Source organism: Ekhidna sp. (genome assembly GCF_965221965.1).
In the GTDB taxonomy this organism is placed as follows: domain Bacteria; phylum Bacteroidota; class Bacteroidia; order Cytophagales; family Cyclobacteriaceae; genus Ekhidna.
Genome location: NZ_OZ244926.1, coordinates 3,850,269 through 3,869,286 on the forward strand (window position 1 = coordinate 3,850,269; position 19,018 = coordinate 3,869,286).

Here is a 19,018-nt window from a genome sequence, read left to right on the forward strand (position 1 = left end):
CTCAATAAACCTTAAAATCGTTTTTGATATTTTCCTCACGAGAGGTCGGAACCTGTTTGCCATTGCTCAATAGGATTACCTGCTCGCCAACATACTGTCGTATTTCTGAAACACGATAATCTCTGTCCCTATTGATGTCCGCTCTGCGTGTTCTAAACCCCTGAATAAGGCAGCTGGTAAAAAGCCCGTTCTGTGAGTTGACTCCTTCGGCAGCAAACTCAGTTCCGCCTGCTGCTGAAATGACGGTAGCCCCAGTTCCTTTTCGCATGTCACTAAAAAGTGCTTTTGATAACTCTAAAGTGTTATCCAGGCCAAAACTGTTTTCCTTAAGCTTTGCGAGCGATCCGGTGGAACGAAATGAAACCGAACCTACCGAGCTGATGGATTCCTCAGCTTCTTCAATGTCATCCTCATCTAGTTCTCCGGCATGACACGTGTCCATCATCAAAAGCTTGTTTCTGCATTTAATTCCATCAATTAGTGACTGAAGCTGTTCGTAGGATAACCCACCACTGGCCGGGTTATTAAAATCCATGATGTACGTAGCAAAATAATAGGTGTAGTCTTTATCCAATACACCATGTCCGGCGATGAATATCATCACGACATCATCGACTTGAGCTCGTTCAACAAAGCTTCGAATGGCTTGAATATTTGCATCGGTAGCCTCCTGATTGACTATGAGTTTTTCATAAACATTTTCATATTCAGAAGAGCCTTTCATTGTGGAAATAATGTCAGCGGCATCTTTTGCTGCAAAAGCCAGATTGTGTTGGGATTGCTGATACTGAGAAACACCAATTGAAACCAGGTAAAGATCAGGCTTAGCAAAGTCTGTGGTCAGTTGAACCTCGAATGTTTCCGGCAGAGACTCCAGTCCTTTACTATTGATGGCTGTCACTTTGATTTCGTTTAGGTCCTTTCCCAGCTCAACGGTGATGTCTTTGCTAAGGGAAGAGGAGGGATTGACGGATAGCCCATTTGATCCAAATGCAGGCACATCATTTACATAAACCTGCAGTCGATTTATGGATTGATTTTTATCGCTTGCCTGGGCTGAAAAAGTGAGCATTCGCTGGTCTGTTTCCAATGGAATGGAAAGAATATCAACGTCAATCTTTGGTAGCTCATTAGAGGTGGAGAGATCATCCTCACTAAATCCTAGCCGCTTCAGTCGTTTTTTGTAAGCGGCTTCATAAGAAGCTATCAGCTTTTGCGGAGCATAACCGAGTGTTTTAGCAATAATATCCGGCCGATTGTATTTAAGCTCCAGCTGCTCAAACGGCAATACATTGTTTCCCTCCTTAAATGCAATTGCCCTGGCGGCATTTTTTGAAGAGGTGTAGTGGAAGTCCGGCGTATACGCGATAAAGCCACTTTCACCTATGAGTGCCATGCTCATTGTTTTCTTTCCTTCTTTCAGGTCGTATAACGCAATCTCTCCGGTTTCATTGGTCGTTATGGCAAATCGAGAGTCAATGCTGAATACCGCATCTGTGATGACTCCCTGTTGGGTATCGCTAATAATTTCCTGAGCTCCTTTTTTGATATTGACATCATAGCCATCGAAAGAAATGGAGTACTCGCCTCGCTCAAATTTATCTTCCAGCGTACGATAATCTCCCTTATATTTTTTGTCTTTAAAGTCACTTATAGACCATTCATTTAAGTCATCTGCGTCCGTGAGTGCCCAGATTTTGTCTTCATCCTCCGGATTGAATTTTACCCAGACAATGTTGTCTTTCTTTTCTTTTAGGGTTTTGTAAAGACGCCCGGTGTTGAAGTTCCAGATTTTCAGAAAGGAGGTTTGAACAGCCGTAGTAGCCATGTAATTGCCATCAGCGGATACATCAATGTGGTTGACGTCCGAAGACCGATCGAAAGTTTTTACCAGAGTACCGGTGGTAATGTCCCACATGGTCATATCACGATCCAGCGAACCTACCAAAATGTGCTTGCCATCGGGCATGACATCCACTGCAAGGGCAGGCTGAACAAAACCTTCCATATCACGGATTTTTCGTCCGGTTTCATAGTCCCAAAGCTTTAGCTGTCTTTTTTGGTCGGAAGTGACGATGGTTCTGTAGTCCGGCGAGAGTGCCAGCCAATTGGTGTTTTTTGTGATGTTTTTAATTTCTTTAACTACCGGAGGGACATAGTTGACTGCCTCTTTGTTTCCCGGCTCTGGAAAGTCCGCATTTTCAATGTCGTAGACCTTAATGGAACGTTCCTCATTTACAATGACTTTCGTTTGATCCTGGCTCAGCACGGCGACTCCACGCGGATTATTGATTTTCCATCGGATGGGTTTCGAGACTTCTCCAAAATTGTTTCGGTCATCGCTGAGCTCTACCAGCGAGACACTGGCACTTCCATTTTCTTCTTCATCTCCTTTTTCTGAGTAGAATGGGATGAAAATATTTTGTGAGAAAAGAATTCGTTTACCATCGTTAGTAAACTCCATGTTGGAGTAAGTCATTACGAAGATGGTGGTCATGTCTTTACCAACTCTACCATTGGCTACATTTCCTATCACGGCAAACCCTGTCATAATTGCTTTGGTATAGGCTAATGCTGCTCCGGATCCTTTTACATTATCCAGTGCGTCTGCCAGAATGGCGCCTTTTTCCGGATCCACAAGCTTGACTTCCACACCGTTATTTTTACCTCCACCCGTCACAATCCGATCCCCACTTGGAGAAATGGCCAGATTCATGATTGGGGCAGAGAAGCCTGTTATGGTTTTGATTGAGTCACCTGCTACGCTCCATATTTTTAATTTTTCATCGTCTCCTCCTGAGATGATTTTGGTGGCATCTTTTGATAGCTTGGCCGTGTTAGCTGAGCCATTGTGCGCATTGATTTTGGTTTTAATCTCACCGGTAATCGCATTCCAAAGGATGATTGTCCCCGCTCTGTCGGCACTTACCATCAGCATTCCATCCCGGGATAGTTGGATCGAGTTTACTTCAGCTTCATGCGCATTAAATGTGTTGACATCTATTCCGGTTTGAACGTCCCACATTTTTATGGATTTGTCGTCGCTGGCGGAGTAGACATACTCACCAGTCGGGGAATATTGCACCATGTTGATTCCGGCGGTATGCCCTTGTCGAATTATTAGCTCACCTTGTTGAGCATACAAGAAGCTAAGGTGAAATATCAAAAATAGGGTCAGCAGTTTTGTCATGGCAGTGGAGGTTTTAATATATAAGAGCGACCAGCCGTAAAACGACTGATCGCTGAACCTTATGAGAAATTAGAAACTATAACTAATGATTTGTTTCTTGTCAGACTTGAAGAAAACCTGGCCGGAAATAGGATCGAAATCATAAACAGGATCTTTATCTCCAAGAAGAAGTGTTCCCATTTCTTCACCTGTTCTTCGGTCAACTTTTACTAATCCTGAGCTTTTACCCTGACCACCTTCACCTACGCGTGTCAGGATCATTCGGATGTCTCCTTTGGTTACTGAAGCCTGGAATTTCTTTTTGGCCTCAGAGCCGACCATGCTCGCGGCATTAAACAAGTCCTGAGCTTGTTGAGCATACATCTTGCTGTAATAGTCATTTGTTCCGTAGTAAGAGTTGGCAGCAATATGAGAGGACTTCATTTGAGATGCAGCACCCATTGCCATTACAGAAGCCTGAGCGGCTCTTAGTGCGATCTTAGCTGCAAGGCTCATCCCCGGTGCTTCCCAATATTTATCGAAACGAACTGAACCATCAGTCTCCAGCATCACGAGGTTGTTTGCATCAGAGAATAGGTATCCGCCTGCTACTAATTGAATACTTTCCGGAGCTGCATCATCTCCGTCAAATTTTCCTGAAAGGTTCTTATGTAGCACTTTGTAATCACCAGTAAGTAGGTCAATTTCAAATAGATCTCCCTCAATCAACATTAACTCTTTTGTGAGCTCAGGCTTATACCTCAAAGAAGGGACTTCAAGCATTCCTTTTTTATCCCAGATCAACTCTCCGTCGAACTGGATATAACCAAGTCGACTTTTGTCATCGGAATACATAATGCCAGTAGCAGCAACCTGATCAATATTGATTCCCTTGATTTTTTGATTCCATATTTCCTCTCCATTTTCTCTGTTCAGAAGGATCAATTGCTTGTCTTTGGAAGTGGCAAGAATACCTTTATCTCCAAGATCAACAACATACCCATCAATTTTCTTCACCTCCCATTTGACACTTCCGTTATTTAGGTCGTACATAGTGAACCATTTGTCATCGATGACAACCACACCGTCACGCATAGCAGACATAACAGGAACTTCTTTGAGCTTCAAATCCTGTTCCCAGAATTTTTTTCCTGTTTGCATATTAAGTGCTGAAAGTGTTCCGTTGTTTTTCTTCTTTTCAAAGAAGTAACCGGAAGACAAATCAAGGCTTAAATCGAAGCTTTCGAAGGTCTGATTCTTTTCACTTGTGTTGTATTCCCATTTCACAGCTCCTGTTTTTGGGTTCATCTTGGCAATTTTTGTTGTGCCCGGAAGCACAATGTCGCCATCTTCAAGTAGTGCCGGGAAACCATTTACAGCTATGTCATCGTTTGTCCAGATGATTTTTTGCGAAAGGAGATCTACCATTTTTGTAATGTTGATAGTAGGGTTTCCTTTTTGTTCGTAATCCACATAAGTGGTGGAAATAATTACCATTCTCAACGCAGGAATGTAACCAGTTCCATTGTAGTTGAATGTGGCCATTTCACCGAAAAATGGAACTTTCGTAATTGGCATCTCAGCAATCTTCGGACTGATTACTTCTTCACCGGTTTGGATATTGATAACAGCGTACTGCTTGTACTGATATCCATCGGTAAATTTAAGTTCAATGTAATCGGATACTTCAGGATATTCATCATCGCTCAGCACACGGATGAAGTTTTCAAAAGCATATTTAGCTTCTACTTTCTTCCCATCAGGACCTTTCATTTTCTTGGCTTGCTCGAACGCCTCACTGGACCATAGAATATTGCCATCACGGCTGTCAATGCCATGTAGTGTAAAATCTTTGGTTCCAACCAAAAGGATTCCACTTTCAGTTGAGTTTTGCCATTCAATTTCACTGTCGAAATCAAGTTGCCAAAGGGCATCCTGCGATTTTGCCTGGCTAAAGGTCACCATTAGCAGAAGGCCTAAAATAGTTTTTAATAAATGTTTCATGTCGGATCGAAGTTTATTCGCGGTTAATTTTCGATTCAAAGTTTGGCGAATAATCCATCCGATGGAATCCACTCAGTGTGGGATATTTATATACCGTGAAACCCGTAGGTGAAGCTTAAATAAGGTTGTTTGCGTAGGCGAATTTGATCAGGCCGACAAGGTTGTTGGTTCCTGTCTTTCTGAAGATGTTTTTTCGGTGTGTTTCCACTGTTCGCTCACTGATGAATAGCTCTTCGGCCATTTGCCTGTTGGTGTATTCTTTGGCAATGAGTTTTAAGATTTCCCGCTCACGATCGGTCAAAAGCTTTTGCTCTTCTGTTCCATTCAGGCCTTTCATGAGCATAGTGTTTACATCTGAGCTGAGATAAACTTTGCCATTTTTTACAGCCCTGACCGCACTGACCAATTCCTCATGGGAGTCTTTTTTGAGTATGTACCCATTAATGCCTTCTTTCAGAATTTCTTTTATCAAATGTGCTTCATCATGCATGCTGAGCACGATGATGTTAATTTCAGGATATTTTTGTTTTACTCTTCGGACCAGCGTGAGTCCATCATCGTCCGGTAGGTTATAATCGGTAATTAAGAGGTCGACATTTTTCTGTGTGAGCTCATCAAGGGTTTCTCTAACCGTGCCTGCCGAGCCAACTATTTCCAGGTCATCTTCTGCAGAAAGAATTTTAATCAGTCCACCCAGGAGAACTGCATGATCGTCAGTTAGAAAAATTTTCATTTTGGCAGGTTTGTCTCTGCCAATGAAAGATAGCAAATTCATTCGTTTTCCCTCTAAGCTTCAAAATATTTGAAGTCAAAGAAGGGAAAGGAATGCAACTGAAGCTATACCACCTCCATGGTATTTTGCTCTACTTCATCGGCTTCTGGTGATTCGGTGTATGCTGGCGCATTGATGATTAATGTATTTCCTTTTGCTCCGGGTTGAGTTTCTAACTCGACTTCTCCCTTAATGAGGTTGGCTCTGGTATTCAGGTTTTTCCAGCCATTTCCTTTTCCGGAGATAAGGAGTTTTTTATCAAACCCGGTACCATCATCTTCGATGAGGAGTGTGATCTCATCATCATCTTTCGTGATTTGCAAGGTCACTTTAGTAGCATTTGAATACTTAAGGATGTTATTGATCCACTCTTGCGAAATGCGATAAAGTGAAATTTCCTGCACTTCTGAAAGTCGATCTTTCAAACCAAATACATTTAACTCGATAAAGATTTTTCCAGTGTGATTCACTCGATCGACGAACTCTTTAAGCGCACTTTCCAATCCCTTTTTAATCAACGTTTGCGGCATTAAATCAAAGCAAATGTTTTTAAGCTCATGATACATATCGTCAATCACCTTTGAAGATTCTTCAAACACCTTTTGACGTTCATTGGGTTTGGCTCCTTTTTGCAGATTTTGCAGGTTCATATTAAGTATGGAAATCATCTGCCCGAACCCATCATGTAGATCCCGAGCGTAGCGTGATCGTTCTTTTTCCTGGGAAGCAATGGCAGCCTGAATTTCTGCCTCCCGAGCTATCCGTTTATGCGCTTCCACAAGCTTTTCAGCCTTTAATTTGCTGCTTTGTCGGTGTTGTATGAAGAGTAGAATTAAGAGAAAAATTGCGCCTAAAGCACCAAAAAGAAACAAGTTTTTCTGTTGAATCTCTGCTTTTTGTGTCTGGATTTCGGCTTCTTTTTTCTCGGTCTGATATTTCGTTTCAAGCTCGGCTACCTGTTGACTTTTTCTTTCATTGAATAGGCTGTCTTTTATGCCTATATGATCCTTATAAAAGCTGAGTGCACTCAAATAATCCCCACCTTGCTCCTCAAGGTTTGATTTCATTCTGAGCACATGCTGTTCAAGTTCGGCATACGATAGGTCTCTTGCAATTCTCAGTGATTCATCAAAATATGGCTCTGCCCCATTCAAGTTTCCCAGTTCAAGAAGCATTTCTCCAATATTATTTTTGACGATGGCATAGCCTGCACGGTCACCAATTAGCAACTTATACTTTGTAGCCAAATCAAAATAGAACTGCGCACTGTCATATTTTTCCAATACCGCATAATTCATCCCCAGGTTATCATAGTTGTAGCTTAACCCTATGGTATCATCAATAGCGGATTTTACTGCTGTTGATTTTAAATAATAGACAAGAGACTGGTTAAACTTCTCTTGCTGAAATAGTAAAATTCCGATGTTATTAAGGCTGTTTCCGATACCAAGAGAATCATTTTTGTTTAAAGCATAATTCAGGCCTTCATTGAAGTATTTCTCAGCGAGATCAAAATCCCCCTGTTTTTTTTGAAGAGTCCCTATCAAATTCAAAAGCTCGACGGGCCTTGATATTGAGCCAATACTTTTGAATAGGTCAAGTGAAAGCTGATAACTTTCCAATGCACTATCATAATTACCCAAACAATAATGGGTTATTCCAGCCTCCATGAAAAACTCCGCCTTAAGTTCTGCTTCAGGGTGGTTGATAGCGAGGTTTTGGTATTGGTTTATCAGAGATATCGCACTATCACAGTCTGCTTTCCTTACCTCTGTTAATTTATTAAGTAGTTCTTGATCAATTTTTTGAGCGAAAAGCGCTGATGATAAAACCAAGAAGGTTACTAAGGCTGTTGGTTTCATCCATCTAATTTGGCAAAATAATGGTTGGAAAGGAACTACCTGATAGGCCTTTTCGTCTAAATAGGCGTATTTAAGGATTATCGTGCTTATTTAGGCCACTATCCCTTCCTGCTTGACCTTCAACTTACTTGGAGCATTTATAATCAGCACATTTCCTTTTTTTCCGGGCGCTGTTTCCAATTCAAGAGTTCCCTGAATCAGGTTTGAGCGAGTATTGAGGTTCTTCCAGCCATTTCCTTTACCGGATATCAGTAGATTTTTATCAAATCCACTTCCATTGTCTTCAATTAGTAGCGTGATTTCCCCCTCGTCTTTCGTGATTTGGAGGGTGACTTTATCAGCATCGGAATATTTTATGATATTGTTGATCCACTCCTGCGAAATGCGATATAGTGAGATTTCCTGAACTTCTTCCAGACGTTGACCAAGTCCAAAAATGTTAAGTTCTATTGCAATATTACCTGTCTGATTAATACGATCTGAAAACTCTTTTAAGGCACTCTCCAGTCCATGCTTGATTAATGTTTGCGGCATGAGGTCAAAACAAATGTTTTTGAGCTCACTATACATGTCATCAATTACCTGTGTGGAAGCTTCGAATACTTTATGTCTTTCATCCGGTCTGGTGTCACTATTAAGATTTTTAAGGTTCATGTTTAATATGGAGATCATTTGACCAAACCCATCATGCAGGTCGCGGGCATAGCGTGCCCGTTCTTTTTCCTGGGATGATATGGTGGCATTGATTTCAGCTTCTCTTGCCTCAAGCTTAGCTTCCTGCAACTTCAACTGCTGCTTTTTACGAATTCGGTTTCTCCACAGGGCTCCAATAATGATAAGCAAAAGAAGCGTTGCTATGGAAGCAAATAATGCGAGTCGATTTCGGGAAATGGTCGCTTCTTGCTCGGCAAGCTTCGCTTCCTGCAATTCAATTTGTTGCTCCTTCTTCTCTGTTTCGTATTGTGTGACAAGTTCATTTAAGCTTGATTGATTTTCAATGTTTAGAATTGAATCTTTCAATACTACAAACTCTTTGTGACTCAAAAATGCACTTTCAAAATCTTTCATTTTTGAATAAGTCTCCGCAAGGCCCAAATGGTCTTCTCTTATTATTTCTAATGATCCTATCTCTTGCGCCAATGATAAACTTTTTTTGAAGTATTCCTCTGCAATTTTCAACTCATTGGTTTCCAGTTTCAGGCTTGCTAGTTCATTGTAAATTTCGGCCATTCCTTGCTTGTCTTCAGACGCTTCTCTAACCTCTAGAGAAGTGAGAAAGAGATCCTCAGCCCTATTGAAATTTTTCTGTCTCAACTCAGCCACACCTAAATTACTGGCTGAGATTCCAATAAGTCGAGCATCTTTCAGGCTGTCGGAAAGTGCAAAAGCCAACTGATAGTAGACATAGGAACTGTCAAGGATTCCCCTTTCATCATAGGCGTTACCAAGGTTATTTAGGATTAGAGCTTCCTTTGTTTTATCCTTAAAATCTCTGTTCAAGCTTAATGCAATCAAGTAATTATCAATGGCCTCCTTGAACATTTTTCTTTTGTAAAAGACGATACCCAAATTGTTGGTTGTAGATGCTATGCCCGCGCTATCTCGGATTGCGGTTCTGACTCGCAAAGCATCTAGAAAATAGGAGGTTGATTTCTCTAAATTACCCTTGCTGATGTTAACGTTTCCGAGGTTATTGAGAAGAGTCCCTATTCCCACACTATCCGATATATCCTGCTTAATCGCTAAAGTTTTTAGGAAGTATTTTTCTGTGCTATCATACTCCCCCATGTATACAAAGCATATACCAGTGAAATTGTAAAAAACACTTTCATCATTCAATGTAAGCTCAGATGTAGTTCGTGCTTCTTTTAGCAACTCAATTGCTCCAAGAAAGTCGCCATTTCTGGCTAACAACCTGGCATGCTTGTATTGACTCTCAAAGACACCTCTTTTAAAGCCTATTTCTTTTGACTTTTTTAATGCCGTTTCTAACAGAGGTTGGGCTTCATTTAGATTCAGAGTAAAGGCAGAATCAATTGTATTGATAATCCTTACAGTATCAGATTGAGCATATAACAGAACAGAAAAGAGTGTTAAGAAAATCGTTGCGATAACTTTCATCAGTTGGTGATTTTGAAAAAGAAAATTAATTTAAAGATTTAAACTCTGAAGTATGAACACAATTCTTTATTCAGCAGCTATTGTACTTGCAACAATCCTCTATGTGAGCGATTCTACATCAAATGAAAAACAAATATCCACAGCAGATGGACCTAGATACATAGTTGTGGATGGTGAATAAAAAAGCCTGACTGGGAATACAGTCAGGCCTTGAAGTATTTGTTTTTCTTTATTTACCGAACTTCATTATGGTCTTTTCAATAATATCGCAGCAATCGTGAAGTTGTTCTTCAGTCATTACCAATGGTGGCGCGAAACGGATGATGTTGCCATGAGTTGGCTTGGCTAGCAGCCCATTATCTCTAAGCTTGATACAAATATCCCATGCTGTCGAACTGTCTTCTGAGTCATTAATTACAATGGCATTAAGAAGACCTTTTCCCCTGACCAGCTTCACCAAATCTGTTTTCTCGATCATTTTGTTCATCCGATCTCTGAAGATTTCACCTAATCTTCGTGCATTTTGGGTGAGCTTTTCATTTCGAATCACATTCAGTGCGGCTATCCCCACTGCTCCGGCAACAGGATTTCCACCGAAAGTAGATCCGTGAGTACCTGGCTGTATTACGTTCATGACCTCATCATTAGCGAGAACGGCAGATACCGGATAAGCTCCGCCGGAAAGTGCTTTACCAAGGATTAGAACGTCCGGAGCGGTATACGTTTCTTGTTTTTCACAATGTCCTTCGCATGTGCAATCGCCACATACTCTTAGTAGCGCACCTGTTCTCCCAATTCCGGTCTGGATCTCATCGGCGAGTAAAAGCACATTGTACTTTTCGCAAAGTTCCTTAGCTCTCTTTATGTAGTTTTCATGGGGAACCATAACGCCAGCCTCACCCTGAATGGGTTCAATCAGAAACCCGGCGACATTCGAACCTTTAATCACTTCCTCCAACTGATCAAGGTTATCATATTCAATATTGATAAATCCCGGTGTATAGGGTCCAAAGTTAGTGCTTGCAGTATTGTCACTTGAAAATGAGACGATGGTAGTTGTTCTACCATGGAAATTGTTATCAGCCACAATGATTTGAGCCTGATTCTCCGGAATGCCTTTTTTCTCATACGCCCACTTTCTACAAATCTTTATGGCTGTTTCTACTGCTTCAGCCCCTGTATTCATTGGCAGCACTTTATCGAATCCGAAGTATTCTGTGATGAACTTTTCATAGGGTCCTAGTGCATCATTGTAAAAAGCTCGAGAAGTAAGTGTTAGTGTCTCAGCTTGCCGGGTCATTGCGCCAATAATTGCTGGATGGCAGTGCCCCTGATTTACCGCAGAATATGCAGATAGAAAATCATAATATTGCTTTCCTTCTACATCCCACACATACACGCCATCACCTTTAGCAAGAACTACCGGCAGGGGATGATAATTATGCGCCCCGTGCTTATCTTCTAAGCTGATCAATTCTTCACTGGAAAGGGTTTTGTTTTCTATCATAGTTTTGCTGTTTATCAATCGATTGCAAGAATAATCATTTCGCCTTTGAGGCACAATACAAAGTGACTTTACAACCCGAAGACTACTATATTAACGAAGCAGGATTAATGGTGTTCACAGAGCAATATCATTTGAAAAGAGGCTATTGCTGTGGGAACGCCTGTCTCCATTGTCCATATAATCACGAAAATGTCAAGCGATAGTTTGCATATTGGATTGAAATCCCGATATTTGCACTCCATTTTTGAAAACGGACGAGAAAGATGTCAAAAGTTTGCGATATAACCGGTAAGAGACCTCAGGTAGGGAACAATGTTTCTCACTCGAATAATAAAACCAAAAGAAGATTCAATCCGAATCTTCAGAAGAAGAGATTTTACATCCCTGAGGAAGATAAGTGGATTACTTTGAAAGTATCTACTTCTGCACTAAGAACAATCAATAAAAATGGTATCACTTCTGTGCTAAAGCAAGCACGTGCCAATGGCATGGTGATCAAATAAATTGGTTTTGAAAAGAAATTGAATCCCGACGAGTTTCGTCGGGATTTTTTTTGCCTTTTATCCTGTAATCTAACCAATGCTGGATTCGACTTCTGCAGTAGGTGCACTGCATGTTATATTTAATCCCAAACTAATATGATTTCGTTATGAAGAAGTTTTTCACATTGATATTGTTGACAGTTTCTTTTCTTGTACTTGCACAGGAAAATCTGCCGAACGATTTTTTATCAACCGAATTTCATAAAGAGCGAAGGGCTCTTGTAAGGGAAAAAATGCCAGCTAATTCAGTGGCCGTATTTTTCGCAAATCCGGTAAGAAATCGAGCCAATGACGTAGACTACATCTATCATCAGGACCCTAACTTCTATTACCTAACGGGTTATAAAGAGCCACATGCCGTTCTTTTGGTTTTCAAAGGAGAACAAGAGGGACCAGAAGGAAACTACAACGAAATCATTTTCATCCAACCTCGAAATGCGATGGCAGAAATGTGGACAGGACGAAGGATGGGGATCACTGGCGTAAAAGAAAAGCTGGCGTTCAACCAGGTTTTCAACAACACAGCATTCGCAGATTACAATATTGATTTTTCGAATTTCGACAAAGTTCTCTTTTATGATTTCTTTAATGATGTGCGTGACACGAATGCAGAGGGTGATTTGTATGATCTCATAGCATTATTTAAGCAGAAGGCAGGTTATCCTACAGAAGGAGATTTGACGATCGAATCATCAGCTAATAATCTGGATGTTGAGACACTTGATCAGATCATGAAAGATCTGAGGGGGATCAAAACTGAAGAAGAACGGGATCTACTAAGAAGGCGGTTGACATTTCTTGCATAGCACAAGTGGAGGTTATGAAAGCCATGAAACCAGGCATGAGCGAATTTGAAATTCAAGGGCTTCATGAGTTCATTTTCAAGAAGTATAAAGCAGAGTACGAGGGTTATCCATCTATTGTGGGTGCAGGAAATAATGGATGCATTCTTCATTATATTGAAAATTATAAGCCGGAAATATCCAGTGATGAAATGATACTGATGGATCTGGGAGCTGAATATCATGGCTATACAGCGGATGTAACACGTACCATTCCGATAGATGGAAAATTTTCCACGGAAGAAAAGGCCATTTATGACTTGGTTTATAAAGCACAGGATGAAGCAATCAAAGCATGTAAGCCAGGTGTGAATATTACCAGGGATCTGGATTTTGGAATAGCAAGAAGAATCATCAATGAAGGTCTGGCGGAATTAGGAATCATTGACAGTGCGAATCAACGTCACCTTTATTATCCGCACGGTCTGGGACATCATATCGGCCTGGATGTTCATGACAAGGGAAACTATGAATATCTAGAGCCCGGCATGGCGATCACCATTGAGCCAGGAATTTACATTCCTGAGGGTGCAAAATGTGATGAGAAATGGTGGGGAATTGCCGTTCGTATCGAGGATGATGTATTAATAACAGAAGATGGTTATGAGCTGCTATCGGACATTGCTCCGAGAAAAAGTGATGAGATAGAAAAAATGATGCAAGAGTCAAGTCCGCTCGATTCGTTTGTTTTGCCAGACCTGGATGAGGAATAATTTGTTCCTCAAAAATATACTCACCAATAAAAATCATCCATGAAAAAATTAGTAACGGCTTCAATCATCATAGCCAGCTTTCAGCTACATGCTCAAACCGAATTATTTGATAAACAAGAAACCTACACCAGACAGGATTCCTTACGAGGATCCATTACGCCAGAGCGAGTATGGTGGGATCTCAAATATTACGATTTGTTTGTCTCTGTAGATCCGGAAAAGAAGTTCATTTCCGGAAGTAATACCATCACGTATGAAGTGTTGGAATCGGCTAATGTCATGCAAATTGACCTACAGGAGCCAATGCAAATCACCAAAGTGACTCAGGGTCAAGCTGAGTTGGAAGTCACTAATGAAGGCAATGCGCATTTCATTCAGCTACCAACTCAAACCAAAGGATCGGAAGGGAAAGTAACTATTCACTTTGAAGGTAACCCGAGAGCAGCAATACGAGCTCCTTGGGACGGTGGCTATTCATGGAAAAAGGATGAAAATGGCAATCACTTTATTGCCACCTCAAATCAGGGAATAGGAGCAAGTTTGTGGTGGCCATGCAAGGATCACATGTACGATGAGCCAGATAATGGTATGACGCTAAGCATTCAGGCACCAGAAAAACTCACGGCTGTAGGGAACGGCAGGCTGGAGAAAATCAAAAAGAATAAAGACAGTACTCGAACTTTCATTTGGAAAGTGGTGAATCCAATCAATAACTATGGTGTAAATGTGAATATTGGTGATTACGTAAATATTTCATCAAAATACAAAGGAGAGAAAGGAAACCTTGATGTTGATTTTTGGGTGCTCAGCTACAATGAGGATAAAGCAAAAGAGCATTTTGAAGACGCCTTTCGAACGCTTGAAGCACTGGAGCACTGGTTTGGACCCTACCCGTTTTATGAGGATAGCTATAAGCTGGTTGAAGTTCCTTATTTGGGAATGGAGCACCAAAGTTCTGTGACCTATGGTAATCAATACCTGAAAGGCTATTTAGGGCAGGATCTTAGTGGTACCGGATGGGGGTTGAAGTGGGATTATATCATCATTCACGAGACCGGCCATGAGTGGTTTGCGAATAACATTACTTATAAAGATGTCGCTGATATGTGGATTCATGAGGGCTTTACTACCTATTCAGAAAGCTTATTCATAGAATATTTTTATGGCAAGGAAGCAGCATCATCTTATACTCAGGGATTAAGGCTGGGTATCCAAAATAGTGAACCCATAATTGGAGACTATGATGTCAATAGTGAGGGCTCGAAGGATATGTATCCGAAAGGAAACAACTTGCTTCATACGGTGAGACAGGTCATAAACGATGACAGTAAGTGGAGAGAAATTTTGAGAGGGCTTAATAAGAAATTCTATCACCAGACCGTAACAACTTCAGATGTGGAATCTTATATTTCAGATCAATCCGGAATGGATCTTTCAAATGTGTTTGACCAATATCTGAGAGATGCCAGAATTCCGGTTTTCGAATATGCTGTAATGGGTAACCGGTTGATTTACAGATGGACGAACTGCATTGCATCATTCGATATGCCGGTAAGGGTCAAGGTTGGGGGTGAAGAAGCGGTACTAAACCCTAATTCTTCATTTCAATTGATGGAAATTACCGATAAGAACTTGTCCATAAGTGATGATTATTACATCTATGTCAATGAGGTGAAGATCAACAAAGTACCGGAGTGAAATATATAAGAGATTAATTTTCTGAATGTTTCATTAGAAGCTTGAAATTTTCTACATTTGCACTCCTTTTTGGAAAAGACAAAATAAAATGGCGAAGAAAGGAAATAGAGTCCAGGTAATTCTTGAGTGCACAGAGCACAAAAACAGTGGTCTTGCTGGCACTAGCCGGTACATTACCACCAAGAACAGAAAAAACACTCCTGATCGAATCGAGTTGAAGAAATACAACCCGATCATGAGAAAGTATACCGTACACAAAGAAATTAAGTAACCATGGCAAAGAAAGTAGTAGCAACTCTTAAGCAACCAGGTGGAGCGAAATATGCCAAAGTGATCAAGGCGATCAAAGGCGATAACGGATCTTACACATACCGAGAAGAGATGGTTCTCGAAGGTGATGTGAAAGATACCTTAGCGAAATAAGAAATTAAATCCTAAAAGAAGGAAGGCCGCTCCGACTACCAAGTCAGGGTGGCTTTTTTTATATTCACACTCACCTAATCCTGTAAATCAATGGGTCTAAAAAGCTTTTTCTCCAAAGACAAAAAAGAGTCGCTTGATAAAGGACTTGAAAAGTCAAAGCAGAACTTTTTCACAAAGCTCAATAAAGCTGTTGTGGGAAAATCCACAGTAGATGCCGATGTATTGGATGAACTGGAGGAGGTGCTGATTACCTCAGATGTGGGGGTGGAAACTACCGTAAAGATCATTGATCGAATCGAAGATCGGGTTGCAAAAGATAAATACCTTAATACTTCTGAGCTTAATCAAATACTCCGGGAGGAAATCGCTGGGTTGCTGGCAGAGAATAATACCAAAGACCTGATCGACTTTGATATACCTAAGGTAGATGGCCCTTATGTCATCCTGGTAGTGGGTGTGAATGGAGTAGGTAAAACCACGACCATCGGGAAACTTGCTGCCCAGTTCAAAGCTTTGGGAAAGAATGTGATTCTCGGTGCTGCGGACACATTTCGAGCTGCTGCGGTTGATCAACTGATCAGGTGGGGGGAAAGAGTGGGTGTACCCGTGGTATCCAAGGGGATGAATACAGATCCTGCTGCTGTGGCTTTCGAGGCAGCAAAGCGAGGCAAAGAAGAAAATGCTGATGTGGTGATCATTGATACAGCGGGCAGACTTCACACCAAAGTGAACCTGATGAACGAGCTTTCCAAGATTAAAAATGTGGTTCAAAAATTCATTCCTGAAGCACCACATGATGTGATGCTGGTGCTGGACGGAAGTACCGGACAGAATGCCTTTATTCAAGCTAAAGAGTTCACCAAAGCAACAGAAGTATCCTCCTTGGCTGTTACAAAGCTCGATGGAACAGCCAAGGGAGGAGTGGTTATCGGTATTTCAGATCAGTTTAAAATTCCCGTTAAGTACATTGGTGTTGGGGAGAAAGTGGAAGATCTTCAGGTTTTCAATAAGACTGAATTCGTCGATTCCTTTTTCAAAAATTAAAGCTTACCTTGTGGGTATCATGAAAAGGTATGCCTTCTTTTTCACCACCCTCATCTCATTTATTTTCCTGACTTTTTCATTCTCAGGGTTCGGTCAGGATGACTACCTCGATAGTCTTAAAAGTCAATATCGATCTTCTTCCAATGTGGAGGAGAAGATGACCTTGCTTAGGTCGATCACTCGGGAAGAACCTGAGACAAGCAGAAAAATTGAATTGGCTAATGAATTGCTTGACCTGGCAATTAAAAATGATTCATACTTTTTTCAGCATGCCGCGGAATTACAGTTAGGCATTGGTTTTCGGTTTATGGGAGACCTATCGCAAAGTCTTAAACACTTACTCAAATCTTTAGAAATAGCTAGATCAAATAATGATGAAAAGCTCATAGGCTCATCATATGGAGAGATAGCCGCTACCTATGCGAGTCAGGGGGATGTACCTACATCCGTCCAATTTACCAATAAGGCTATTGCTATTTTCAAAAATCGTAATGATACACTAAACCTTTCTATCGCTTTACTTAACACTGCCTACGATTACTATACAATCAATAAGCTTGATTCGTCCATGCTTTATGGGAAGCAGGCAGAACATTTGGTTACCAATTTTTCTGAGTTGAGCGACATGAGAAGAGAAGCCTTGCTTGCTTATATCAGAGGTAATATGGGAATCACTCAAGCGGCACTTGGAGAAGAAGATTTAGGGATAGAAGCATTGAAAAACAGCATATCCAGTTTGAGGTCAATCGATGACTACTATGCGGTGGCGGATTTCATGAAGTTTTTAGGCGAAATTGAATTCCGAATAGGAAATGTGGATCAAGCAAAAACACATGCAAAAGAAGCATTGGAATTGACAAGGCTTTATGAATTGCTAGAGCTTAGAAGAGACCTCAACTTGTTGCTTTTCAAGATCAGTCAAAAAGAGAAAAACTTTGAGGGAGCACTGAACTATCACCTTGCTTACACGACGCTTAAGGATTCAATTGAAAACAAGAATGTGATCAGGCAGATGGCTCAGCAACGATCTGCGTTTGAACTTTCTCAAAAAGAGACGGAAGTACAACTTTTAAAAGCACAGCGAAAAAATCAGCAGTCGGTGATTGTTATATCGACTCTTGTCATTTTTGCTTTCGCGATTCTGATCATTGTTATTTTCATATACTATCGGTCTAAGCTTCGAATTAATCGAGTATTGGAACGACAGAAAGCCTCCCTCGAGCGACTTAATGAAACCAAGGATAAATTCTTTTCCATCATCTCTCATGATCTGAGAGGTCCTATCAGCTCCCTTATGGGTGTTAGTCACCTGATCAGGCATTTTGTTGAGGATGACGACAAAAAGCAGCTGTTGAAAATGGCTGACCATATGGAAATGACTGTTGAGCAGCTGACGGTTTTGTTGGACAATTTGCTGAATTGGGCCATGCAGCAGCAAGGACATTTTCCTAATGTTCCGGAAAAAGTAGAAATGACATCTATGATCCATGAAATTGTAGGAATGTTTTCAAATATGGCAGCTGGCAAGAAAATTGAAATTTCGCTTGATATCCCGGAGATTACTAATGTTTGGGTGGATCGAAACTCTATTCATACGGTTTTTAGGAACCTGGTTAATAACGCAATAAAATTCACCAGAGAAAATGGAGAAATTGACATAAGGGTTAACATGTCGGAGGATTTTGCTGAAATAGAGGTGAAAGATTCAGGCATTGGAATATCTGAAAGCAACCTGGATAAGATTTTCAACCTAACGGGAGAGCGATCAACTTACGGGACTGCAGGTGAAAAAGGACTGGGGCTGGGGTTGCAACTCGTTTATGAGTTTGTTAAAATGAATGGAGGGGAAATTCAGGTCGACAGTAAAGAGGGAGCCGGGACTAGTTTCACTGTAAAACTCCCGCTTTTTGATAAAGTCCAGAAAATGCAGGAGAAAATAAATGCTTAATTGTTCATCACACTTAAAACTGCTTTTCTTAAGACTTCCTTGTTAAAGGCCACTTTTCGAAGGTATTTATCAATTTTGATTATTTGTTTCTTTACCGGCTGATTCACATGGGCAGAAATCATAATGATTTTAGGCTTTTTGTCCAGTGTGTCCAGTGTCTCAAAACCATCCAGGTATGGCATGTCCAGATCCAAAAGCAAAACGTCTGGTTTCTTTTTAACCACTTGCATGATGCCATTTACCGGGTTATTATATGTGCCTAAAAGATCAATTTCTTCATACTCAGATAAATATGTTTCGATCGTTTGCAGGAAAAGAGGGTCGTCATCAATGGCAATACAGGTGATCATTTTTTCATTGCTTAAAAAGCAAT

17 protein-coding genes are annotated in these 19,018 nt (G+C 40.9%); 10 read left to right on the forward strand and 7 right to left on the reverse strand.

Features of this window, described 5'->3' with window-relative positions; translation table 11 throughout:
* Position 1: 1 nt before the first annotated feature.
* From ACOQON_RS17980 to ACOQON_RS18000, 5 genes are all read right to left on the reverse strand, one after another.
* Complete coding sequence (locus tag ACOQON_RS17980) at positions 2-3,190, reverse strand: caspase family protein (RefSeq protein WP_420576816.1); 3,189 nt, start codon at positions 3,188-3,190, stop codon at positions 2-4.
* A 69-nt stretch (positions 3,191-3,259) separates the two neighbouring features.
* Positions 3,260-5,173 carry a PQQ-binding-like beta-propeller repeat protein gene (locus tag ACOQON_RS17985; RefSeq protein ID WP_420576817.1) on the reverse strand — a complete coding sequence of 638 codons (1,914 nt, stop codon included), beginning with the start codon at positions 5,171-5,173 and terminating at the stop codon, positions 3,260-3,262.
* Positions 5,174-5,288: 115 nt separating this feature from the next.
* Positions 5,289-5,906: a response regulator gene (locus ACOQON_RS17990; RefSeq protein ID WP_420576818.1), complete on the reverse strand. Its 618-nt coding sequence runs from the start codon at positions 5,904-5,906 to the stop codon at positions 5,289-5,291.
* Between the two features lie 104 nt (positions 5,907-6,010).
* Positions 6,011-7,807, reverse strand: a complete 1,797-nt coding sequence (locus ACOQON_RS17995) for a tetratricopeptide repeat-containing sensor histidine kinase (protein WP_420576819.1) — start codon at positions 7,805-7,807, stop codon at positions 6,011-6,013.
* A 90-nt stretch (positions 7,808-7,897) separates the two neighbouring features.
* The gene (locus ACOQON_RS18000; protein ID WP_420576820.1) at positions 7,898-9,928 is read right to left on the reverse strand and encodes a tetratricopeptide repeat protein; all 2,031 of its coding nucleotides are present in this window, start codon (positions 9,926-9,928) and stop codon (positions 7,898-7,900) included.
* Positions 9,929-9,980: 52 nt separating this feature from the next.
* On the opposite strand from ACOQON_RS18000, the gene ACOQON_RS18005 reads away from it, so the two are divergent.
* Positions 9,981-10,109 (forward strand): hypothetical protein, encoded by a 129-nt coding sequence (locus ACOQON_RS18005; RefSeq protein ID WP_420576821.1) that lies wholly within the window; start codon positions 9,981-9,983, stop codon positions 10,107-10,109.
* Positions 10,110-10,157: 48 nt separating this feature from the next.
* Here ACOQON_RS18005 and rocD read toward each other — a convergent pair whose 3' ends face one another.
* Positions 10,158-11,435, reverse strand: coding sequence for an ornithine--oxo-acid transaminase (rocD, locus tag ACOQON_RS18010; protein ID WP_420576822.1), 1,278 nt, complete (start codon positions 11,433-11,435; stop codon positions 10,158-10,160).
* A gap of 107 nt (positions 11,436-11,542) precedes the next feature.
* Here rocD and ACOQON_RS18015 point away from each other — a divergent pair, with 107 nt between their 5' ends.
* The 9 genes from ACOQON_RS18015 to ACOQON_RS18055 all read left to right on the forward strand — a co-directional run bounded on the left by ACOQON_RS18015 (position 11,543) and on the right by ACOQON_RS18055 (position 18,645).
* A complete protein-coding gene (locus ACOQON_RS18015; RefSeq protein WP_420578701.1) occupies positions 11,543-11,638 on the forward strand; it encodes a DUF5522 domain-containing protein in 96 nt (31 codons plus the stop codon).
* A gap of 60 nt (positions 11,639-11,698) precedes the next feature.
* The gene (gene rpmB, locus ACOQON_RS18020) at positions 11,699-11,938 is read left to right on the forward strand and encodes a 50S ribosomal protein L28 (RefSeq protein ID WP_420576823.1); all 240 of its coding nucleotides are present in this window, start codon (positions 11,699-11,701) and stop codon (positions 11,936-11,938) included.
* Between the two features lie 146 nt (positions 11,939-12,084).
* The gene (locus tag ACOQON_RS18025) at positions 12,085-12,783 is read left to right on the forward strand and encodes an aminopeptidase P N-terminal domain-containing protein (RefSeq protein WP_420576824.1); all 699 of its coding nucleotides are present in this window, start codon (positions 12,085-12,087) and stop codon (positions 12,781-12,783) included.
* A gap of 23 nt (positions 12,784-12,806) precedes the next feature.
* Positions 12,807-13,532, forward strand: a complete 726-nt coding sequence (locus ACOQON_RS18030; protein ID WP_420578702.1) for a M24 family metallopeptidase — start codon at positions 12,807-12,809, stop codon at positions 13,530-13,532.
* 39 nt (positions 13,533-13,571) lie between these two features.
* A complete protein-coding gene (locus ACOQON_RS18035) occupies positions 13,572-15,230 on the forward strand; it encodes a M1 family metallopeptidase (RefSeq protein WP_420576825.1) in 1,659 nt (552 codons plus the stop codon).
* A gap of 88 nt (positions 15,231-15,318) precedes the next feature.
* The gene (rpmG, locus tag ACOQON_RS18040) at positions 15,319-15,501 is read left to right on the forward strand and encodes a 50S ribosomal protein L33 (protein ID WP_370088773.1); all 183 of its coding nucleotides are present in this window, start codon (positions 15,319-15,321) and stop codon (positions 15,499-15,501) included.
* A gap of 2 nt (positions 15,502-15,503) precedes the next feature.
* Positions 15,504-15,653 carry a DUF4295 family protein gene (locus ACOQON_RS18045; RefSeq protein ID WP_089355257.1) on the forward strand — a complete coding sequence of 50 codons (150 nt, stop codon included), beginning with the start codon at positions 15,504-15,506 and terminating at the stop codon, positions 15,651-15,653.
* 90 nt (positions 15,654-15,743) lie between these two features.
* The gene (gene ftsY / locus ACOQON_RS18050; RefSeq protein WP_420576826.1) at positions 15,744-16,697 is read left to right on the forward strand and encodes a signal recognition particle-docking protein FtsY; all 954 of its coding nucleotides are present in this window, start codon (positions 15,744-15,746) and stop codon (positions 16,695-16,697) included.
* A gap of 19 nt (positions 16,698-16,716) precedes the next feature.
* Positions 16,717-18,645 carry a tetratricopeptide repeat-containing sensor histidine kinase gene (locus tag ACOQON_RS18055; RefSeq protein WP_420576827.1) on the forward strand — a complete coding sequence of 643 codons (1,929 nt, stop codon included), beginning with the start codon at positions 16,717-16,719 and terminating at the stop codon, positions 18,643-18,645.
* Here ACOQON_RS18055 and ACOQON_RS18060 read toward each other — a convergent pair.
* Positions 18,642-18,995, reverse strand: a complete 354-nt coding sequence (locus ACOQON_RS18060) for a LytR/AlgR family response regulator transcription factor (RefSeq protein WP_420576828.1) — start codon at positions 18,993-18,995, stop codon at positions 18,642-18,644. The two genes, ACOQON_RS18055 and ACOQON_RS18060, sit on opposite strands and share 4 nt — an antisense overlap.
* Positions 18,996-19,018: the final 23 nt, after the last annotated feature.